16 protein-coding genes are annotated in these 15,041 nt (G+C 29.4%); all 16 read left to right on the forward strand.

The window, feature by feature from the left end; genetic code table 11:
- Positions 1-60 precede the first annotated feature (60 nt).
- The 16 genes from CAMP5063_RS02925 to CAMP5063_RS03005 all read left to right on the forward strand — a co-directional run bounded on the left by CAMP5063_RS02925 (position 61) and on the right by CAMP5063_RS03005 (position 15,040).
- On the forward strand, positions 61-612 hold the full coding sequence (locus CAMP5063_RS02925) for a DUF507 family protein (protein ID WP_337194792.1): 552 nt from the start codon (positions 61-63) through the stop codon (positions 610-612).
- Positions 609-1,727: a glutamine-hydrolyzing carbamoyl-phosphate synthase small subunit gene (carA, locus tag CAMP5063_RS02930; protein ID WP_263676373.1), complete on the forward strand. Its 1,119-nt coding sequence runs from the start codon at positions 609-611 to the stop codon at positions 1,725-1,727. The genes CAMP5063_RS02925 and carA overlap by 4 nt, the downstream gene beginning before the upstream one ends.
- Positions 1,724-2,386, forward strand: coding sequence for a sulfite exporter TauE/SafE family protein (locus CAMP5063_RS02935; RefSeq protein ID WP_337194793.1), 663 nt, complete (start codon positions 1,724-1,726; stop codon positions 2,384-2,386). The genes carA and CAMP5063_RS02935 overlap by 4 nt, the downstream gene beginning before the upstream one ends.
- A 108-nt stretch (positions 2,387-2,494) precedes the next feature.
- The gene (gene ccoN, locus CAMP5063_RS02940) at positions 2,495-3,961 is read left to right on the forward strand and encodes a cytochrome-c oxidase, cbb3-type subunit I (RefSeq protein WP_039617631.1); all 1,467 of its coding nucleotides are present in this window, start codon (positions 2,495-2,497) and stop codon (positions 3,959-3,961) included.
- Positions 3,962-3,972: 11 nt separating this feature from the next.
- A complete protein-coding gene (gene ccoO, locus CAMP5063_RS02945) occupies positions 3,973-4,638 on the forward strand; it encodes a cytochrome-c oxidase, cbb3-type subunit II (protein WP_133319396.1) in 666 nt (221 codons plus the stop codon).
- 8 nt (positions 4,639-4,646) lie between these two features.
- A complete protein-coding gene (locus tag CAMP5063_RS02950) occupies positions 4,647-4,850 on the forward strand; it encodes a cytochrome c oxidase, cbb3-type, CcoQ subunit (RefSeq protein ID WP_133319395.1) in 204 nt (67 codons plus the stop codon).
- Positions 4,850-5,728, forward strand: a complete 879-nt coding sequence (ccoP, locus tag CAMP5063_RS02955; protein ID WP_263665562.1) for a cytochrome-c oxidase, cbb3-type subunit III — start codon at positions 4,850-4,852, stop codon at positions 5,726-5,728. Before CAMP5063_RS02950 ends, ccoP begins: the two co-directional genes overlap by 1 nt.
- Positions 5,728-5,940 (forward strand): DUF4006 family protein, encoded by a 213-nt coding sequence (locus CAMP5063_RS02960; RefSeq protein ID WP_133319393.1) that lies wholly within the window; start codon positions 5,728-5,730, stop codon positions 5,938-5,940. Before ccoP ends, CAMP5063_RS02960 begins: the two co-directional genes overlap by 1 nt.
- A 100-nt stretch (positions 5,941-6,040) precedes the next feature.
- The gene (locus CAMP5063_RS02970) at positions 6,041-6,616 is read left to right on the forward strand and encodes a hypothetical protein (protein WP_261529512.1); all 576 of its coding nucleotides are present in this window, start codon (positions 6,041-6,043) and stop codon (positions 6,614-6,616) included.
- A 2-nt stretch (positions 6,617-6,618) separates the two neighbouring features.
- Positions 6,619-7,131 (forward strand): FixH family protein, encoded by a 513-nt coding sequence (locus tag CAMP5063_RS02975; RefSeq protein WP_337194794.1) that lies wholly within the window; start codon positions 6,619-6,621, stop codon positions 7,129-7,131.
- The gene (locus tag CAMP5063_RS02980; RefSeq protein ID WP_337194795.1) at positions 7,131-9,518 is read left to right on the forward strand and encodes a PD-(D/E)XK nuclease family protein; all 2,388 of its coding nucleotides are present in this window, start codon (positions 7,131-7,133) and stop codon (positions 9,516-9,518) included. Before CAMP5063_RS02975 ends, CAMP5063_RS02980 begins: the two co-directional genes overlap by 1 nt.
- Positions 9,515-12,259 (forward strand): RecB-like helicase, encoded by a 2,745-nt coding sequence (locus CAMP5063_RS02985; protein ID WP_337194796.1) that lies wholly within the window; start codon positions 9,515-9,517, stop codon positions 12,257-12,259. Before CAMP5063_RS02980 ends, CAMP5063_RS02985 begins: the two co-directional genes overlap by 4 nt.
- Positions 12,252-12,905 carry a hypothetical protein gene (locus CAMP5063_RS02990; protein ID WP_337194797.1) on the forward strand — a complete coding sequence of 218 codons (654 nt, stop codon included), beginning with the start codon at positions 12,252-12,254 and terminating at the stop codon, positions 12,903-12,905. The genes CAMP5063_RS02985 and CAMP5063_RS02990 overlap by 8 nt, the downstream gene beginning before the upstream one ends.
- An 86-nt stretch (positions 12,906-12,991) precedes the next feature.
- A complete protein-coding gene (gene rplM / locus CAMP5063_RS02995; RefSeq protein ID WP_039617653.1) occupies positions 12,992-13,417 on the forward strand; it encodes a 50S ribosomal protein L13 in 426 nt (141 codons plus the stop codon).
- 2 nt (positions 13,418-13,419) lie between these two features.
- Positions 13,420-13,809 (forward strand): 30S ribosomal protein S9, encoded by a 390-nt coding sequence (rpsI, locus tag CAMP5063_RS03000; RefSeq protein ID WP_039617655.1) that lies wholly within the window; start codon positions 13,420-13,422, stop codon positions 13,807-13,809.
- Between the two features lie 244 nt (positions 13,810-14,053).
- Positions 14,054-15,040 (forward strand): OmpA family protein, encoded by a 987-nt coding sequence (locus CAMP5063_RS03005; protein WP_220566443.1) that lies wholly within the window; start codon positions 14,054-14,056, stop codon positions 15,038-15,040.
- The last annotated feature ends 1 nt before the right edge of the window (position 15,041 follow it).

The following is a 15,041-nucleotide window of genomic DNA, read 5'->3' on the forward strand; positions in this document are numbered from 1 at the left end:
TTAAGCAGTTTTTACCTTTTTTTTAGTATTATTTCAAAATAAAAATAAAAAGGTGAATAAATGCGTATCAAACCAGCTCATATACCTTATATAGCAAATAAAATAATACTTGATTTAATGCATTCTTCTTTTGTTAAAATTAAAGATGATAGTCAAAAACTTTTAAAAACAGCAAAAGAAATTATAGAAATAGATGTTTTAAATGAGCGTAAACTTGATGAAAAAGCAAAAGAAATTTTAGAAAGCCAAGAAGATGAAATTGAGTTTATGCAAATAGATAGAAAAAGTATGTTTTGGATGATTAAGAAAAAACTAGCAAATGAGTTTAAATTTATGCTTGATAGTGAAGATAGATACAATAATCTTTCTCATAAAATTTTAGAAAATTTAGCGGAAGAAGATTTGATAAACTACAATGTGTCAGAAAATCGTGTTAAAAATCTCATTTTTTCAAGTATTATGTCTTATTTAAAAGAGTATGAAAATTTAGAAGATTTAGTCTATGAAAAAATTTCAAATTATAAAAGAAAACTTATTCCAGGTTCTGAAGAATATGAATTGGTATTTGAAAAGCTATATCAAGAAGAGCTTAGAAAAAAAGGACTTTTATGAAAGCATATATTTATATAGAAAATGATGTTTTTTTAAGCGCAAAGGCTTTTGGACAAAGTGGAACTTTTTTTGGAGAGCTTGTTTTTAATACTTCTTTAACGGGGTATCAAGAAATTATTTCTGATCCATCATATGCAGGTCAGTTTGTAGTATTTTCAATGCCAGAAATTGGTATAGTTGGTATTAATGATGAAGATAATGAAAGTAAAAATGTATTTGCTAGCGGAATGATTATAAGAGAATTAAATGAAGATTATTCTAATTTTAGAGCCAATGATTCTTTAAGTGCTTATTTGAAAAAGCATGAAAAAATAGGGCTTTGTGAAATTGATACTAGATTTTTAGTTAAAATGATCAGAGATCAAGGAAATTTGAGAGCGGTAATATCTACTGAAATTAAGGACAAAGAGGAGCTTAAAAAAATGCTTCTTTCTAGTGCTAAAATTGATGAGGTAAATTATGTAGCACAGGTTAGCACTAAAAGCTCTTATAAACATAGTAAAGGTGCTTGGGATCATAGCAACAAAGCTTATGAGAATGTAAAAGCAAATGGTAAAAAAGTAGCTGTGATTGATTATGGTGTAAAAGAAAATATTTTAAATGAGCTTGTAAGTGTTGGACTTGAGGTGGAGGTTTTTCCTTATAATACCAAGGCAAAAGATTTGATTGATTTATATCAAAAAGGTAAAATTCATGGTGTATTTTTATCAAATGGGCCAGGTGAGCCAAAAATTTTAAAAGATGAAATCGCAGAGATTAAAAAACTAGCAGAAGCTAAAATTCCTATGCTTGGTATTTGTTTGGGACATCAACTTTTAAGTAATGCTTTTGGTTATGAAACTTATAAAATGAAATTCGGCCAACATGGAGCAAATCATCCTGTTATTAACCTTACTAATAACACAGTAGAAATTACAGCACAAAATCATAATTATAATATTCCTGAAGAAATAGTAGAGGTTGCAACTATTACTCATAGAAATTTGTTTGGTGATAATGTAGAGGGTGTGAGATATAAAAATTATCCTATTATATCGGTGCAACATCACCCAGAAAGTTCTTCAGGACCACATGAGAGCAAGTATATTTTTAAAGAATTTTTAGAGCTTTTGTGAGTTTAGATTTTATTGCTTTAGCAAGTATAGCTTTTCTTTCTAGTTTTGGGCATTGTTATGGAATGTGCGGAGGTTTTGTTTTAGCTTATACTCAGCTTTCAAAGCAAATCAAACTCCCTTTTTTTCTTTTAATTTTCTCATATCATCTATCTCGAATTTTTGCTTATGTTTGCTTGGGTATATTTTTTGGAGTTTTTGGAAGCTTGCTTTCATTTAGTGAATTTTCAAAAGGCATAATGTTTTTTATAATTGGAATTTTTATGATAGCATTAGCACTTGCTTTGATTTTTAAAGGAAAATTTCTAAGTTTTTTTGAAAATTCTTTATTTTTTGAATGCGTAATTAAAAAAAACATCTCTAGATTGATTCAACAAAAATCTTTCAAGACTACTCTTTTTTTAGGATTTTTAAATGGCTTTGTGCCTTGTGGTTTGGTGTATTTTTATATAGCCTTTGGAATGAGTGTGCAAAGTGTGTATTTATCGGCTTTAATTATGCTTGTTTTTGGTTTTTCAACTTTACCAGCATTGATATTTCTTGCGTATTTTTCTAAAACATTAAATGAAAAATTTCAAAAAATAGCTAGTTTAATTTCCTATATTTTAATTTTTTGTTATGGTGTGTATTTTTCTTATATAGGCTTTGTTTTTACGCGATAATTTATTAATAAATAATAAATAATTAGACATAGTTTAAGCTAAAAAAGATATTAGGTATCGTATAATATAAAGATCGCATAATTGCAGAAAAAAACTTAAGGAGAGGAAATGCACCCAGGAAATGCATTAAACTATGACTATACGGTTGCTAAATATTTTATGTTTGCTACCTTATTGTTTGGTGTTATTGGTATGGCTATTGGAACGCTTATTGCCTTTCAGATGGCTTATCCGGATTTAAATTATTTAGCCGGTGAGTATGGTACTTTTTCAAGACTTAGACCATTGCACACTTCAGGTGTAATTTTTGGTTTTATGCTCTCAGGAATTTGGGCTACTTGGTATTATATTGGTCAGCGTGTGCTAAAAGTTAGTATGGCAGAATCAAGCTTTTTAATGTTCATTGGTAAATTGCATTTTTGGCTTTACATGATCACTATGATTATAGCTGTTATTACTTTGTTTGCGGGTGTTAGCACTTCAAAGGAATACGCAGAGCTTGAATGGCCACTTGATATATTGGTAGTTTTAGTTTGGGTTTTATGGGGTGTAAGTATTTTTGGGCTTATTGGAATTCGCCGTGAAAAAACTTTATATGTTTCACTTTGGTATTATATAGCTACTTTCCTAGGTATAGCAATGCTTTATTTATTTAACAATATGGCTGTGCCTACTTATTTTGTGAGTGGAATGGGTGATTGGTGGCATAGTGTTTCTATGTATGCAGGGACAAACGATGCATTAGTTCAATGGTGGTATGGACACAATGCAGTTGCATTTGTATTCACTGTTGGTATCATCGCTCAAATTTATTATTTTCTACCAAAAGAAAGTGGACAACCAATTTTCTCATACAAATTATCTTTATTTGCATTTTGGGGCTTAATGTTTGTTTATTTATGGGCAGGTGGACACCACTTGATTTATTCTACAGTGCCTGATTGGATGCAAACTATGGGTTCAGTTTTTTCAATCGTTCTTATTTTACCTTCTTGGGGTTCAGCAATTAATATCTTACTTACTATGAAAGGTGAGTGGAGTCAATTAAGAGAAAGCCCATTAATCAAATTTATGATTTTAGCTTCAACTTTCTATATGTTCTCAACTTTGGAAGGTCCTATTCTTTCTATTAAATCAGTTAATGCATTAGCACACTTTACAGATTGGATTCCAGGACATGTTCATGATGGTACTTTAGGTTGGGTTGGCTTTATGACTATGGCTGCGCTTTATCACATGGTGCCTAGAATGTTTAAAAGAGAATTATATAGTAAATCGCTAATGGAAGCTCAATTTTGGATCCAAACTACAGGTATAGTATTGTATTTTAGTTCTATGTGGATAGCAGGTATTACTCAAGGTATGATGTGGAGAGCTACAGATGAGTATGGTAACTTACTTTATACTTTCATTGATACTGTTGAAGCTATTATTCCTTATTATTGGATTAGAGCTGTAGGTGGCTTGTTGTACTTAGTAGGATTTTTCATGTTTGTTTATAATATTTATAAATCAATTTCAGTGGGTAGAGTGCTTGATAAAGAGCCAAAAAGTGCTTCACCTATGGCAGCATAAGGAGGAAAAATATGTTTAGTTGGTTAGAAAAAAATCCATTCTTTTTTGCTGTGGCAGTATTTATAGTGATCGCATATGCAGGTATTGTGGAAGTTTTACCTGATTTTGCTCAAAATGCAAGACCAATTGAAGGTAAAAAGCCTTATACGGTTTTACAACTTGCAGGACGCCATGCTTATATTAAAGAAAGTTGCAATGCATGTCATTCACAACTTATTCGTCCTTTTAAATCAGAAACAGATCGTTATGGTATGTATTCAGTTAGTGGTGAATATGCTTATGATAGACCATTTTTATGGGGTTCAAAAAGAACTGGACCTGATTTATTACGTATAGGTAATTTTAGAACTACAGATTGGCATGAAAATCACATGTGGGATCCAGTTTCAGTTGTTCCTGGTTCTATTATGCCAGCTTACAAACATATGTTTAGCAATAATGCAAATATAGAAACAGCTTATGCAGAAGCACTAACTGTAAAAAAAGTTTTCAATGTTCCTTATGATGTTGAAAATGGTACAAAACTTGGTACTTGGGAAGAAGCTCAAGCAGAAGTTAAAGCAGAAGCCCAAGTTATAGTAGATCAAATGAAAAATCAAGATGTTAAAGATGCGTTTGCTAGAGGTGAAATTAGAGAAATTGTCGCTTTGATTGCGTATCTTAATAGTTTGAAATAGGAAAAATTATGGATTTAGAACTAATAAGAGAGTTGCAAGCTTATGGCTTTTTTGCCCTTGTAGTATTCTTAGTGGTAGTTTTGTATTCTTATTGGTTTCATTTGTATAGATCTGAAAAAACAGGTAGAAGAAACTATGAAAAATATGCTGATTTAGCATTACATGATGAAATTGGTGATCGTGTTTTAGAGCAAAATAAAAGGAGTGCTTAATGCAATGGTTGAACTTACAAGATAATGTTAATTTATTATCTTTTATTGGAGCAATTCTTATCATATTGATTACGCTTGTTGTGGTAGGAAAATTGTTTAAAAGTATGAAAGAAGAAAAAAGTCAGGGTGAGTTAAGTGAACATAGTTGGGATGGTATAGGTGAATATAAAAATCCTATACCACTTGGCTGGGCTGTGGTATTTTTCTTAGCTATAGTATGGTGTATATGGTATTTTCTTTGGGGGTATCCTTTAAATAGTTATTCTCAAATTGGTCAATATAATAAAGAAGTGCAAGTGCATAATGAGAAATTTGCACAAAAATTTGCAAATTTAAGCAATGAAGATAAGCAAGAAATGGGTAAAAATATCTTTTTAGTTCAATGCTCTTCTTGTCATGGTATTACAGGCGATGGTATCAATGGAAAAGCTCAAAATCTTAATGTTTGGGGTTCAGAAGAGGGGCTTATAGAAGTAATTACTAAAGGTTCTAAGGGCTTAAATTATCCTATGGGTGAGATGTTAAGTGCAGCAGATAATGGTATAGATGAAGCTGATATTCCTGCAATTGCCGCTTATGTTGCTTCTGAAATTTCAGCAATTAAAAAAACTGAAAATCCTCAACTTGTGGCAAAAGGAAAAGAATTATTTGTCACTTGTACAGTATGCCATGGTGAAGATGGAAAAGGAACTATTGATGGTCAATTAGTGGCTCCAGATTTAACAAAATATGGTAGTGCAGAATTTGTAGTAGATGTTTTAAATCGTGGTAAAGCAGGTAGTATAGGTGTAATGCCTCATTTTAACAATGGCTTGTTAAATGAGCTTCAAAAAGAAGCAGTTGGCGAATATGTGATTTCTCTTTCAAGGGGCGAATAATGGAAAATTCAAACAGATGTGTATTTTCACTTTCAGGCGTTAGCGGAATGTTAATAGCAACTATTTTATTATTATCGATTTTAGCAGGATTAACTATTTTGGGTCTAAAAACACAACAAGATGTTATGCAAAAACCTTATAAAATAGAAAATGCAGAACAAATTAAAATGTTTGACTCTAAAAGAGAAGAACATATCATTATAAAGGAATGATTATGGCAAAAGTTCTTGAGTATTTAATCATAGCCGGTTTAGTTGTAGCGGCTGGAATCACTGCTTGGTCGGTTTTAACTGCAAATCATCTTTTTATAGGATGAAAAATATATTTAAAGGCGGTTTTTTAGCCGCCATTTTTATTTGTTTTGCTAATTTTTTACATGCTGAAATATTGTTAAATGATAATATCTTAAACACTGCGATAGAACAAAATATCACTACAAGTTCTAGACAAATTTATGAATTAACTGGAGTAAATATCGCTTTAGCATTAAGTGATAAAAAAGATTTTGAAAGTTTAAAAAATTATGAAGCTAATTTAAGTAAACCATATATTTTACTTGTATTTTCTAAAGCTTCACATAAGGTAGATATACTTGCAAGCGATGATGCTTTGGCTTTTTTTGATAAAGAAGGTGTTTTGAGTCCTTATCCTGAAAAAGGAACAATTCTACCTATACTTGCAAATCCTAAACAAAAAGATATTTATAATGCAGCTATTTTAAATGGTTATGCAGATATAGCCGATCAAGTAGCAAATTATTTTAATATAAAACCTTTTTATGGAAATTCAAATCGTGATACTTTAAATATCATGAGAATTTTAATCTATGGATTTTTATGTGTTGCAATTTTAATGCTAGTTCAAAGAAAAATCAAAAGGAGAAAATAAAAATGGAAAATAAGAAAACATTTTGGCCTTATGGTATTTTGATTTCTTTGGGGCTTATTGTTATAGCTTGTATTGTTACGATTTTTATTGCAAGTAAGGCTCCTGTGTATGAAGATAATTTTTATTTTGATTCTTATCAAAATGTAGAGTTAAATTATAATGAAATTCAAAACAGACAAAAGACTTTTGATAAAAATTTTAAGCTAAGCATTAAAGACAAAGAAAGCTTTATGCATAAGAAAAATCAAGTTTATTATATCAATGAAGGGCAAAATGAGCTTAGGATTGCAATTGAAAATTTAAAAGATTATGATTTAAGTAAGCTTCAAATCCAAACTTTACTTTCGCGTCCACATACAAATATAAATGATGAGAATTTGCAAGTAAGATTAGAAGGAAGTGATTTGGTGTTTGATTTTAATATCAAAGAAAAAGGTGTTTGGCAAATACTTTTAAAAATCACTCAAGATGAAAATAGTGTAGGGTTTTTTAAATTCTTTTTGCAGACTAAATAATGAAACTTTTTGTATTTAGCTCATTAAGAGCTTTAAGAAAGTATTATGAGAAAAAACTACAGATTGATAGTTTAGTAGAACCGGCTATGAGTATAGCCGAATTTATACAAAAGTTAGTTTTTTCTCCACATTTTCAAGCAACACACTATGAGTGTTTACTTTTGATGAAAAAGGCTTGTGAACAAACTAAAAATTTAGAGCAAAGTTTAAAAATACCGAGTAATTTTTTTGCTTTCTTAAAAAACAATGCTTATTTATTTAGTTTCTTTAAAGAGCTTAGTTTAGAAAAAAAAGATATCAACTCATTAAAATTTCATGATGCTTATGCTCAGTATGATGAGCATTTGCAAATTTTAGAAGAGCTTTTTAAAAATTATCTTGTCTTATTAAAAGAGCAAAATTTATATGATGATATTTCTTTGCCACTAGATTATGAAATTAATAGCGATTTTTTAAAAAATTATGATGAGATTATTTTTGATTTTCAAGGTTTTTTAAATGCCTTTGAAGTAGAGCTTTTGTTAAAAGTTAAGGAAATACTTCCTCTTAAAGTGCAGTTTAATTGCACTAAATTTAATAAAGATTTTTTAAATACTCTTAGCTTTTTACAAGGACTTTATCTTAAGGAAAATCATGCTTATTTGTTTGATGTAAATCAAAAAACAATTTTAAAAGAAGAGTGCTTTTTTAAAGAAAGTAAGATTAGTTATAAAAGTTTTCACTTAAGATCTTTACAAGCTGCTTTTGTTTTTGAAAAAATTAATTCTTTTTTAAAATCCGGTATAAACGCAAAAGATATTGTAGTGATTACTCCTGATGAGAATTTTGTAGATATTTTAAGACTTTATGATAAAAACAATGTTTTAAACTATGCAAGTGGAGAGAGTATTAAAAACACACTTTTTTATCATAGATTAAAGTCTTTGTATGAAAGTGCTAAAGATGATGAGTTTGAGTATGAAGAAAATGAAGAATTTTATGAAAGGTGTAATTTAAACAAACATTTGTGCAATTTACACTTTTTTTCTTCTAACGTTGATTTTGCAGAGTTTAAAAAGCTTTTTGATGAAAATATTTCTTATGATTTTTTTGAGAATTTTATTTTTAATTTGCTAGAAGATAGCGACGAGGAATTAAAAAATTATATACATCAAGAGCTTATTTTTATCAAAGAGCTTGTAAAAACACACGAGTTAAACTTTGTGCAAATTTTAGAATTATTTTTCATGCAAATTGATGGTATAAAATTAAGCAGTGTTGGTGGTGGTGAAGTTACTGTAATGGGACTTTTAGAAAGTAGGGGACTTAGATATGACGGGGTGATTATAGTTGATTTTAATGATGAATTTATCCCAAAAAGAGTTTCAAGCGAGTTATTTTTAAACAATGAAATTCGCAAAAAAGCAGGACTTATCACTCATGCTCAAAGAGAAAATTTACAAAGACATTATTATTACACTTTAATAGCCAAGGCAAAATTAGTGGGAATTTCTTATGTGGAAAATGAAGAAAAAATCAAATCAAGATTTTTAAACGAGCTTGAATTTCCACTTTATGAAGACAAGACTTATAGTAATAATGCTTATGTGAAATATTTTCAAACTTATCCATGTACTTTTAATCTTGAGCCTATTGTAAATATTAAAGTAAAGCACGATTATTTTCAAAACGATCTTTCTTTTTCAAGATTTCATCTTCTTGTGCATTATGGTTTGGATTATTATTATAAATATGTTTTAAGATTAAAAGAGCCAAAGACTTTAGACGATACACTTAGAGCAAATGAGTTGGGGAGTTTTATCCATAAGGCTTTAGAACTTTATTATACACAAAAATCTAAAAATCATTTTGATTATGAAGTTTTTATGCAAGTGGTAAAAAGCATTAAACAATACCGAGTTGATGCGCTAAATTTAGCTTTAATACAAACTATATTTAAAGAATTCCAAACACTTGAAAATGAGCATTTTAAGCAAGGTTATGTGGTAGAAAAATGTGAATTTAATCCACCAAGAAAAGAATTTATTGCAGAAAATGGAGTGAAAATTCACGCCATAGGCTTTTTAGATAGAGTAGATAATAATGGCAATGAAAGATTGATTATAGATTATAAAAGTGGCAAAGCAGATGAAAAGTCTTATCAACTTGCTTTTTATAAGTTTTTATTAGAAAATCAAAATGCCTTATTAAATACAAAAGCTTGTTTTTATGATCTAAAAAATATCAAAATCATACATGAAAATGCTAAAAGTAAGAGCGTACAAGAACTGAAAGATTTACTTAATGAGCTTGCTAAAGAGCCTTTGGAAAAAGAATTTTTTAATCAAAAAAACGACAATACTTACAGCCCTTATACCATGCTTTATAAAAAGGAGTTTAAGCTTTGAGTTATCATTTTGAGCCTTTTTTAGCTTTGGAAGCTAGCGCAGGAAGTGGAAAAACTTTTGCATTAAGTGTGCGTTTTGTAGCTTTGGTTTTAATGGGAGCTAAGATTAATGAAATTTTAGCCCTTACTTTTACTAATAAAGCTACAAGTGAAATGAAAGAAAGAGTTTTTAAAACCTTTTTAGAATTTGATGTGCTTGAAAATGGAGAGAATAAAGCAGAATGTAATGAGCTTATGAAAATGCTAGGCAAAAGCAAAAATGAGCTTATAGCTTTAAGAGAAAAATACAAAGATGAGTTTTTAAGATCTAAGCTTAATATCTACACTTTTGACAGCTTTTTTTCGCAAATCATTCGTTCTTTTGCTTTAAATTTAGGTCTTATGAGTGATTTTGACATTATAGAAAGTCAAGATAGTTATAAAAATTTCATTTCTAAATTAGACGAAGAAGAATTAAGGGCTTTAGCTTATTACATTGTCCAAACAAAAAGTAAAAGTGATTTTTTGCAAAATCTTGAAAGCTTATATGAAAGATCTTGTGAGATAAATTCTATACAAAATGCACATTTTCCAAATAAAACTTTTTTAGAAAAAAGCTTAAGTGAGTTTATAACTTATGCAAGAAATTTAAGCACAGATAAAAACTATCAAAAAAATTTTGAATTTGAAAACATAGAAGATTTCTTTACTAAACCTATTATTTGTGATTTAGATAAAAAGTATTTTGTAAAAGTCATCGATAGTGAATTTTTACAAAAAAGAGCAGAGTTTTTACAAAGCGCAAAAGAGTATTTTACTCAAATGGAAAATTATCGCATTAGTATGCTTGCAAAGCTTTTGAAGCATTTTAAAGAAGCAAGAAATGAAAATAATGCCAAGCAAAATGCATTGACTTTTTCAGATATAGCTTTAAAAACTCATGAGTTAATTAGTGATGAAACTAACAAAGATTTGATTTATTTTAGACTTGATGGTTATATTTCGCATTTATTAATCGATGAATTTCAAGATACTAATGTTTTGCAGTATCAAATTTTAAAACCCATCATTGCTGAGCTTGTTTCAGGCGAGGGAGTGAAAAAAAACAGAAGCTTTTTTTATGTGGGGGATAAAAAGCAAAGCATATATGGTTTTAGAGGGGGTAAAAAAGAGCTTTTTGATAAGCTTTTAAAAGACTTTCCACAAATTAAATTAGAGCATTTAGATACTAATTATCGCAGTAAAAAGATCATTGTTGATTATGTAAATGAAGTCTTTAAAGATAAATTTTTTGATAGCTTTTTAAATCCTAGCTTTACTTTGCAAAAAAGCATTAAAGAAGGTGGATATGTGGAAGTTTTGCAAAATCATATCCCACCAAAAAGTTCTTTGCATGAAGCAAGTGGCAAAGAAGTTTTAAAGATCATCCAAAAGCTTTTAGAAAAAGGCGTAAAGCTCAGTGAAATTTGCATTTTGGTGTGGATTAACAAAGACGCTACTTTAATGAAAGAATTTCTTGAAGAAAATGACATTAAAGCTTATACGCAAAGCAATGTAGCTTTGATAGATTGTATTAGTGTAAGAGTGCTTTTTGAGTATGCAAAGGCTTGTGTGCTTAAAGATGAGTTTAGCTTGTACTTTGCAAGTAGTATTTTAGAAAAAGAGCTTGAGTTTATCACGCTTGATTTAAACCGCAGTGTAGGTGAGATTTTAAAATACTTAGTGCATGTTTTAAAACTTGATTTAAGCGATGTTAATCTCATTGCATATTTAGAGTATGCAAGTGCTTTTGATAATTTTTTTGATTTTTTATTTGCTCCATGTGAATTAAAGTCTTTACAAGCTCAAGATGATGGAGTAAGTATTATGACCGTGCATAAATCCAAAGGGCTTGAATTTGAAAATTTAATCGTACTTGATAGACTTAGTAAAAAAGCTCCAGATAATGAAACTTTAATGTTTGAGTATGATTTAGAGCAAGGTTGGGAAGTAAAATACCGACACAGTGTTAGAAAACATCTTGAAGATCAAAATTACAATACCTTTTTAGCTAAAAGAGAAAAACTTCAAGCAGAAGATGAGATAAATTGTCTATATGTAGCCCTTACTAGAGCTAAAAACTCTCTTTTTATCATAAAAAATGATGAGAGTTTTAAAACCTTTAAGAGCTATTTTCAAGACTATGAAGAAAAACAAATAGGCATTATAGAAGAACAGCTTGTCAAAACAAATGAGCCTTTAGAAAATTTAGAACAAATAGAAAACTTTGAAGAATTTCAAAAGGTAAATTTGCAAGAAGTTAAAGTAAAAAGTCATCTTTCAAGCACGCAAATACATTTTGGTTTGGCTTTGCATGAGTTTTTGCAATATTTTGATTTTAATACTAAAAGTAATTTTGAATTTTGCAAGCAAATGGTGTATAAAAAATATCGTTTTTACTTAGATGATGAAGGTTTTAATGAGCTTTTTAAAAGACTTACTATGCTTTTAAAAGATGAGAGCTTTAACGCGCTTTTAGTGGGTAAAAAGCTACTAAAAGAGCAAATCATCACTTATAAAGGCGAACAAAAACAACTTGATATGCTTGCATTTGATGATAATGAAGCTATCATTATAGACTATAAAACAGGCTTAAATTTAAACGAACATAAAAAGCAAGTTTTACTTTATAAAGAAGCCATAGAAAAAATCTTAGCCAAGACTTCCACTAAGGCTTTTTTGGTGTATATTTTAAAAAATAAAGTGGAGGTAATATATGTGTAGTATAGATAAAGAACAATTTGATGGTAATATTTCTCTTTTTTATGGTGAAATAAAAAATGGAAACAATCATCGATATTTATCTTGGGAGCATTGCTATGAATATTTTTATATCTATAGGAAAGATATTGATTATGATTATGCTTCTTTGATGTTATCTTTTTATTTAGCTAGTTGGGGTATGTATAGGGGTTCTTCTTTTTTATTGCGCCATGATTATAAAATATATAAAACAATGTTAGAAGAGTTGTTGACTATTGATTTATGGGATAAGCATGATTGGAGTCAAATAATTAAAGCAAATGAAATTATAGAAAGAAAATTATCACCCTATAAAAATAATAAAGAAGATAAAAATAATAAAAACAAAATTAGTAATACACTGATCACAAAAATTTTGTTAGGAATTTTTGGCTGCACCCCTGCTTATGATAGATTTTTTGTAAATGGGTTAAAAAAGTATAATATAAACAACAATAAGATATCGATACAATATTGTAAAGATAGTTATATGGGGATTATGGACTTGATAGATAGATGTAAAAGTAGTTTTGAATTTCCAAAAATAAAATTAAAATTCAATGAAAATATATACTATCCGGATATGAAAATTATGGATATGTATTTTTGGGTTTTAGGAAAAGAATAAGCTTTAAATATTCTTAAATTAAGTACTAATTAAGCTAAAATAATTATAATCTCATTTTTAAAAAAATTTTTGGCAAAGGTAAGATGATGACAAAGATAACAAAGCCAAACGAAGTAAAACGCGAATGGATCGTTTTAGACGCTGAAGGAAAGCGTTTTGGTCGTCTTTTAACAGAAGTAGCGACTATTTTAAGAGGTAAAAATAAACCTTGCTATACTCCAAATGTTGACTGTGGAGATTATGTAATCATTATCAATGCTTCTAAAGCAGTTTTCACAGGTGCAAATAAAGCAGAAGATAAACTATACCACAGACATTCAGGGTATTTTGGAAGCGTAAAAAGTGAAAAATTTGGTGATTTATTAGAAAAAAATCCAGTTAAATTATATAAATTAGCAGTTCGTGGTATGCTACCTAAAACAAACCTAGGTAGAGCTATGCTTAAAAAATTAAAAATTTATGCAGGTAGCGAACATCCTCATACTGCTCAAATTGCTAATAAAGGAAAATAATCATGGCAACAACATACGCAACAGGTAAAAGAAAAACCGCTGTAGCTAAAGTTTGGGTAAAAGCTGGTAGTGGTAAAATCATCGTTAATGGTATGGATTTAAATACTTGGCTTGGCGGACATGAAGCTATAAAATTAAAAGTAGTTCAGCCTTTATTAGTAACTAAACAAGAAACTTCTATGGACATTAAAGCAACAACTTTAGGCGGTGGTTACAGTGCTCAAGCTGAAGCTTTAAGACATGGTATTTCAAGAGCTTTAGCTGCTATGGATGCAGATTTTAGAGCATTATTAAAACCAAAAGGACTTCTTACTAGAGATAGTAGAACTGTTGAGCGTAAAAAATACGGTCGCAGAAAAGCAAGAAGAAGCCCACAATTCTCTAAACGCTAGTATTTTTTGGATCCATTTTGGATCCATTTTCTCTATTTTTTTAAAAAAAATCATATTTTTTTCATATATTTTTATTTTATTTAAAATCAAAGGATTTTTTGTTTAGAATAAATATTTATAATTCCAAGGTCCGATCAGGGAAACCTCCTTTTTGTAGTAAATTTAAGCCCCTTACCCAAAGGGGCTTATTTTATTTTAATCTTCTTTTTTATATAATCGCTCAATTTATTTTATAAGGATTGTTATGAAAAAAATTATAAGCTTAGTTAGTTTAGCTAGTGTTTTATTTGCTTTTGATGCTAGCAAAATAGAAATAACCCCAACCTTTAACTATACAACACCAGAAGGAAATTTAGATCTTAAAAATTATGGTGGAGTTGGCTTAAGATTTGGCTATCACTATGATGATTTATGGATAGATCAAGCTGAACTTGGTTTAGAGTATTATGATAATGCAAAATATAATAATCCAAATGATAATACACATACAGATACTAGTGTTTCGAGATTTTATGTGAATGCTATTAAAGGAATTGATTTAGCTAATCATGTGTATTTATATGGATTATTAGGAACAGGTTATGAGTATTTAAGTCATGGGGCTTATGAAAATAAAAGTGGTATGTTTGCTCAATATGGTGCAGGTTTTAAATTCGCGCTTGGAGAAGATTTAGCTTTAAGACTTGAAGCAAGAGATCAAATTAAATTCAACAATGGCGAACATAATTTAATTTCTAGTGTTGGTTTAAGTTTTTATTTTGGCAATAAAGCTCCAAAAACTCCTAATATTGAAACTAAGCAAATTGAAGAAAAGCCACAAGTAAAACAAATCGATAAAACATGTTCAGAACCAAGAAAAGGTGCTTTGCTTGATCATATAGGTTGTGAAAAAACAATAGCCCTTGAGGGACATTTTGGTTTTGATCAGACTAATATAAATCCAGAATTTGCTCAAAAAATTCAAGAAGTAGGTAAGATCTTAGAAGAAAATCCTCAATACTACACTATTTTAGAAGGCCATACAGATAGTACAGGTCCTAAGGCTTATAATCAAAAATTATCATTAGAGCGTGCTAATGCCGTAGCGAAGGAACTTGAAAAAACAGGTGTTGCTAAAGAAAAAATTGTAACTAAAGGCTATGGTTTTGAAAAGCCAAAAGCAAGCAATGATACCAAAGAAGGTCGTGCGCAAAATAGACGCGTTGAAGCAAAATTTTTTATTAAAGAATAAA

It is taken from the genome of Campylobacter sp. RM5063, assembly GCF_024723655.1.
In the GTDB taxonomy this organism is placed as follows: domain Bacteria; phylum Campylobacterota; class Campylobacteria; order Campylobacterales; family Campylobacteraceae; genus Campylobacter_D; species Campylobacter_D lari_D.

Bases quoted from the DNA above. Each gene is read 5' to 3' on its own strand.
- CAMP5063_RS02925 (WP_337194792.1), top strand. From the start codon at position 61: ATGCGTATCAAACCAGCTCATATACCTTATATAGCAAATAAAATAATA.
- carA (WP_263676373.1), top strand. From the start codon at position 609: ATGAAAGCATATATTTATATAGAAAATGATGTTTTTTTAAGCGCAAAG.
- ccoN (WP_039617631.1), top strand. From the start codon at position 2,495: ATGCACCCAGGAAATGCATTAAACTATGACTATACGGTTGCTAAATAT.
- ccoO (WP_133319396.1), top strand. From the start codon at position 3,973: ATGTTTAGTTGGTTAGAAAAAAATCCATTCTTTTTTGCTGTGGCAGTA.
- CAMP5063_RS02950 (WP_133319395.1), top strand. From the start codon at position 4,647: ATGGATTTAGAACTAATAAGAGAGTTGCAAGCTTATGGCTTTTTTGCC.
- ccoP (WP_263665562.1), top strand. From the start codon at position 4,850: ATGCAATGGTTGAACTTACAAGATAATGTTAATTTATTATCTTTTATT.
- CAMP5063_RS02960 (WP_133319393.1), top strand. From the start codon at position 5,728: ATGGAAAATTCAAACAGATGTGTATTTTCACTTTCAGGCGTTAGCGGA.
- CAMP5063_RS02970 (WP_261529512.1), top strand. From the start codon at position 6,041: ATGAAAAATATATTTAAAGGCGGTTTTTTAGCCGCCATTTTTATTTGT.
- CAMP5063_RS02975 (WP_337194794.1), top strand. From the start codon at position 6,619: ATGGAAAATAAGAAAACATTTTGGCCTTATGGTATTTTGATTTCTTTG.
- CAMP5063_RS02980 (WP_337194795.1), top strand. From the start codon at position 7,131: ATGAAACTTTTTGTATTTAGCTCATTAAGAGCTTTAAGAAAGTATTAT.
- CAMP5063_RS02990 (WP_337194797.1), top strand. From the start codon at position 12,252: ATGTGTAGTATAGATAAAGAACAATTTGATGGTAATATTTCTCTTTTT.
- rplM (WP_039617653.1), top strand. From the start codon at position 12,992: ATGACAAAGATAACAAAGCCAAACGAAGTAAAACGCGAATGGATCGTT.
- rpsI (WP_039617655.1), top strand. From the start codon at position 13,420: ATGGCAACAACATACGCAACAGGTAAAAGAAAAACCGCTGTAGCTAAA.
- CAMP5063_RS03005 (WP_220566443.1), top strand. From the start codon at position 14,054: ATGAAAAAAATTATAAGCTTAGTTAGTTTAGCTAGTGTTTTATTTGCT.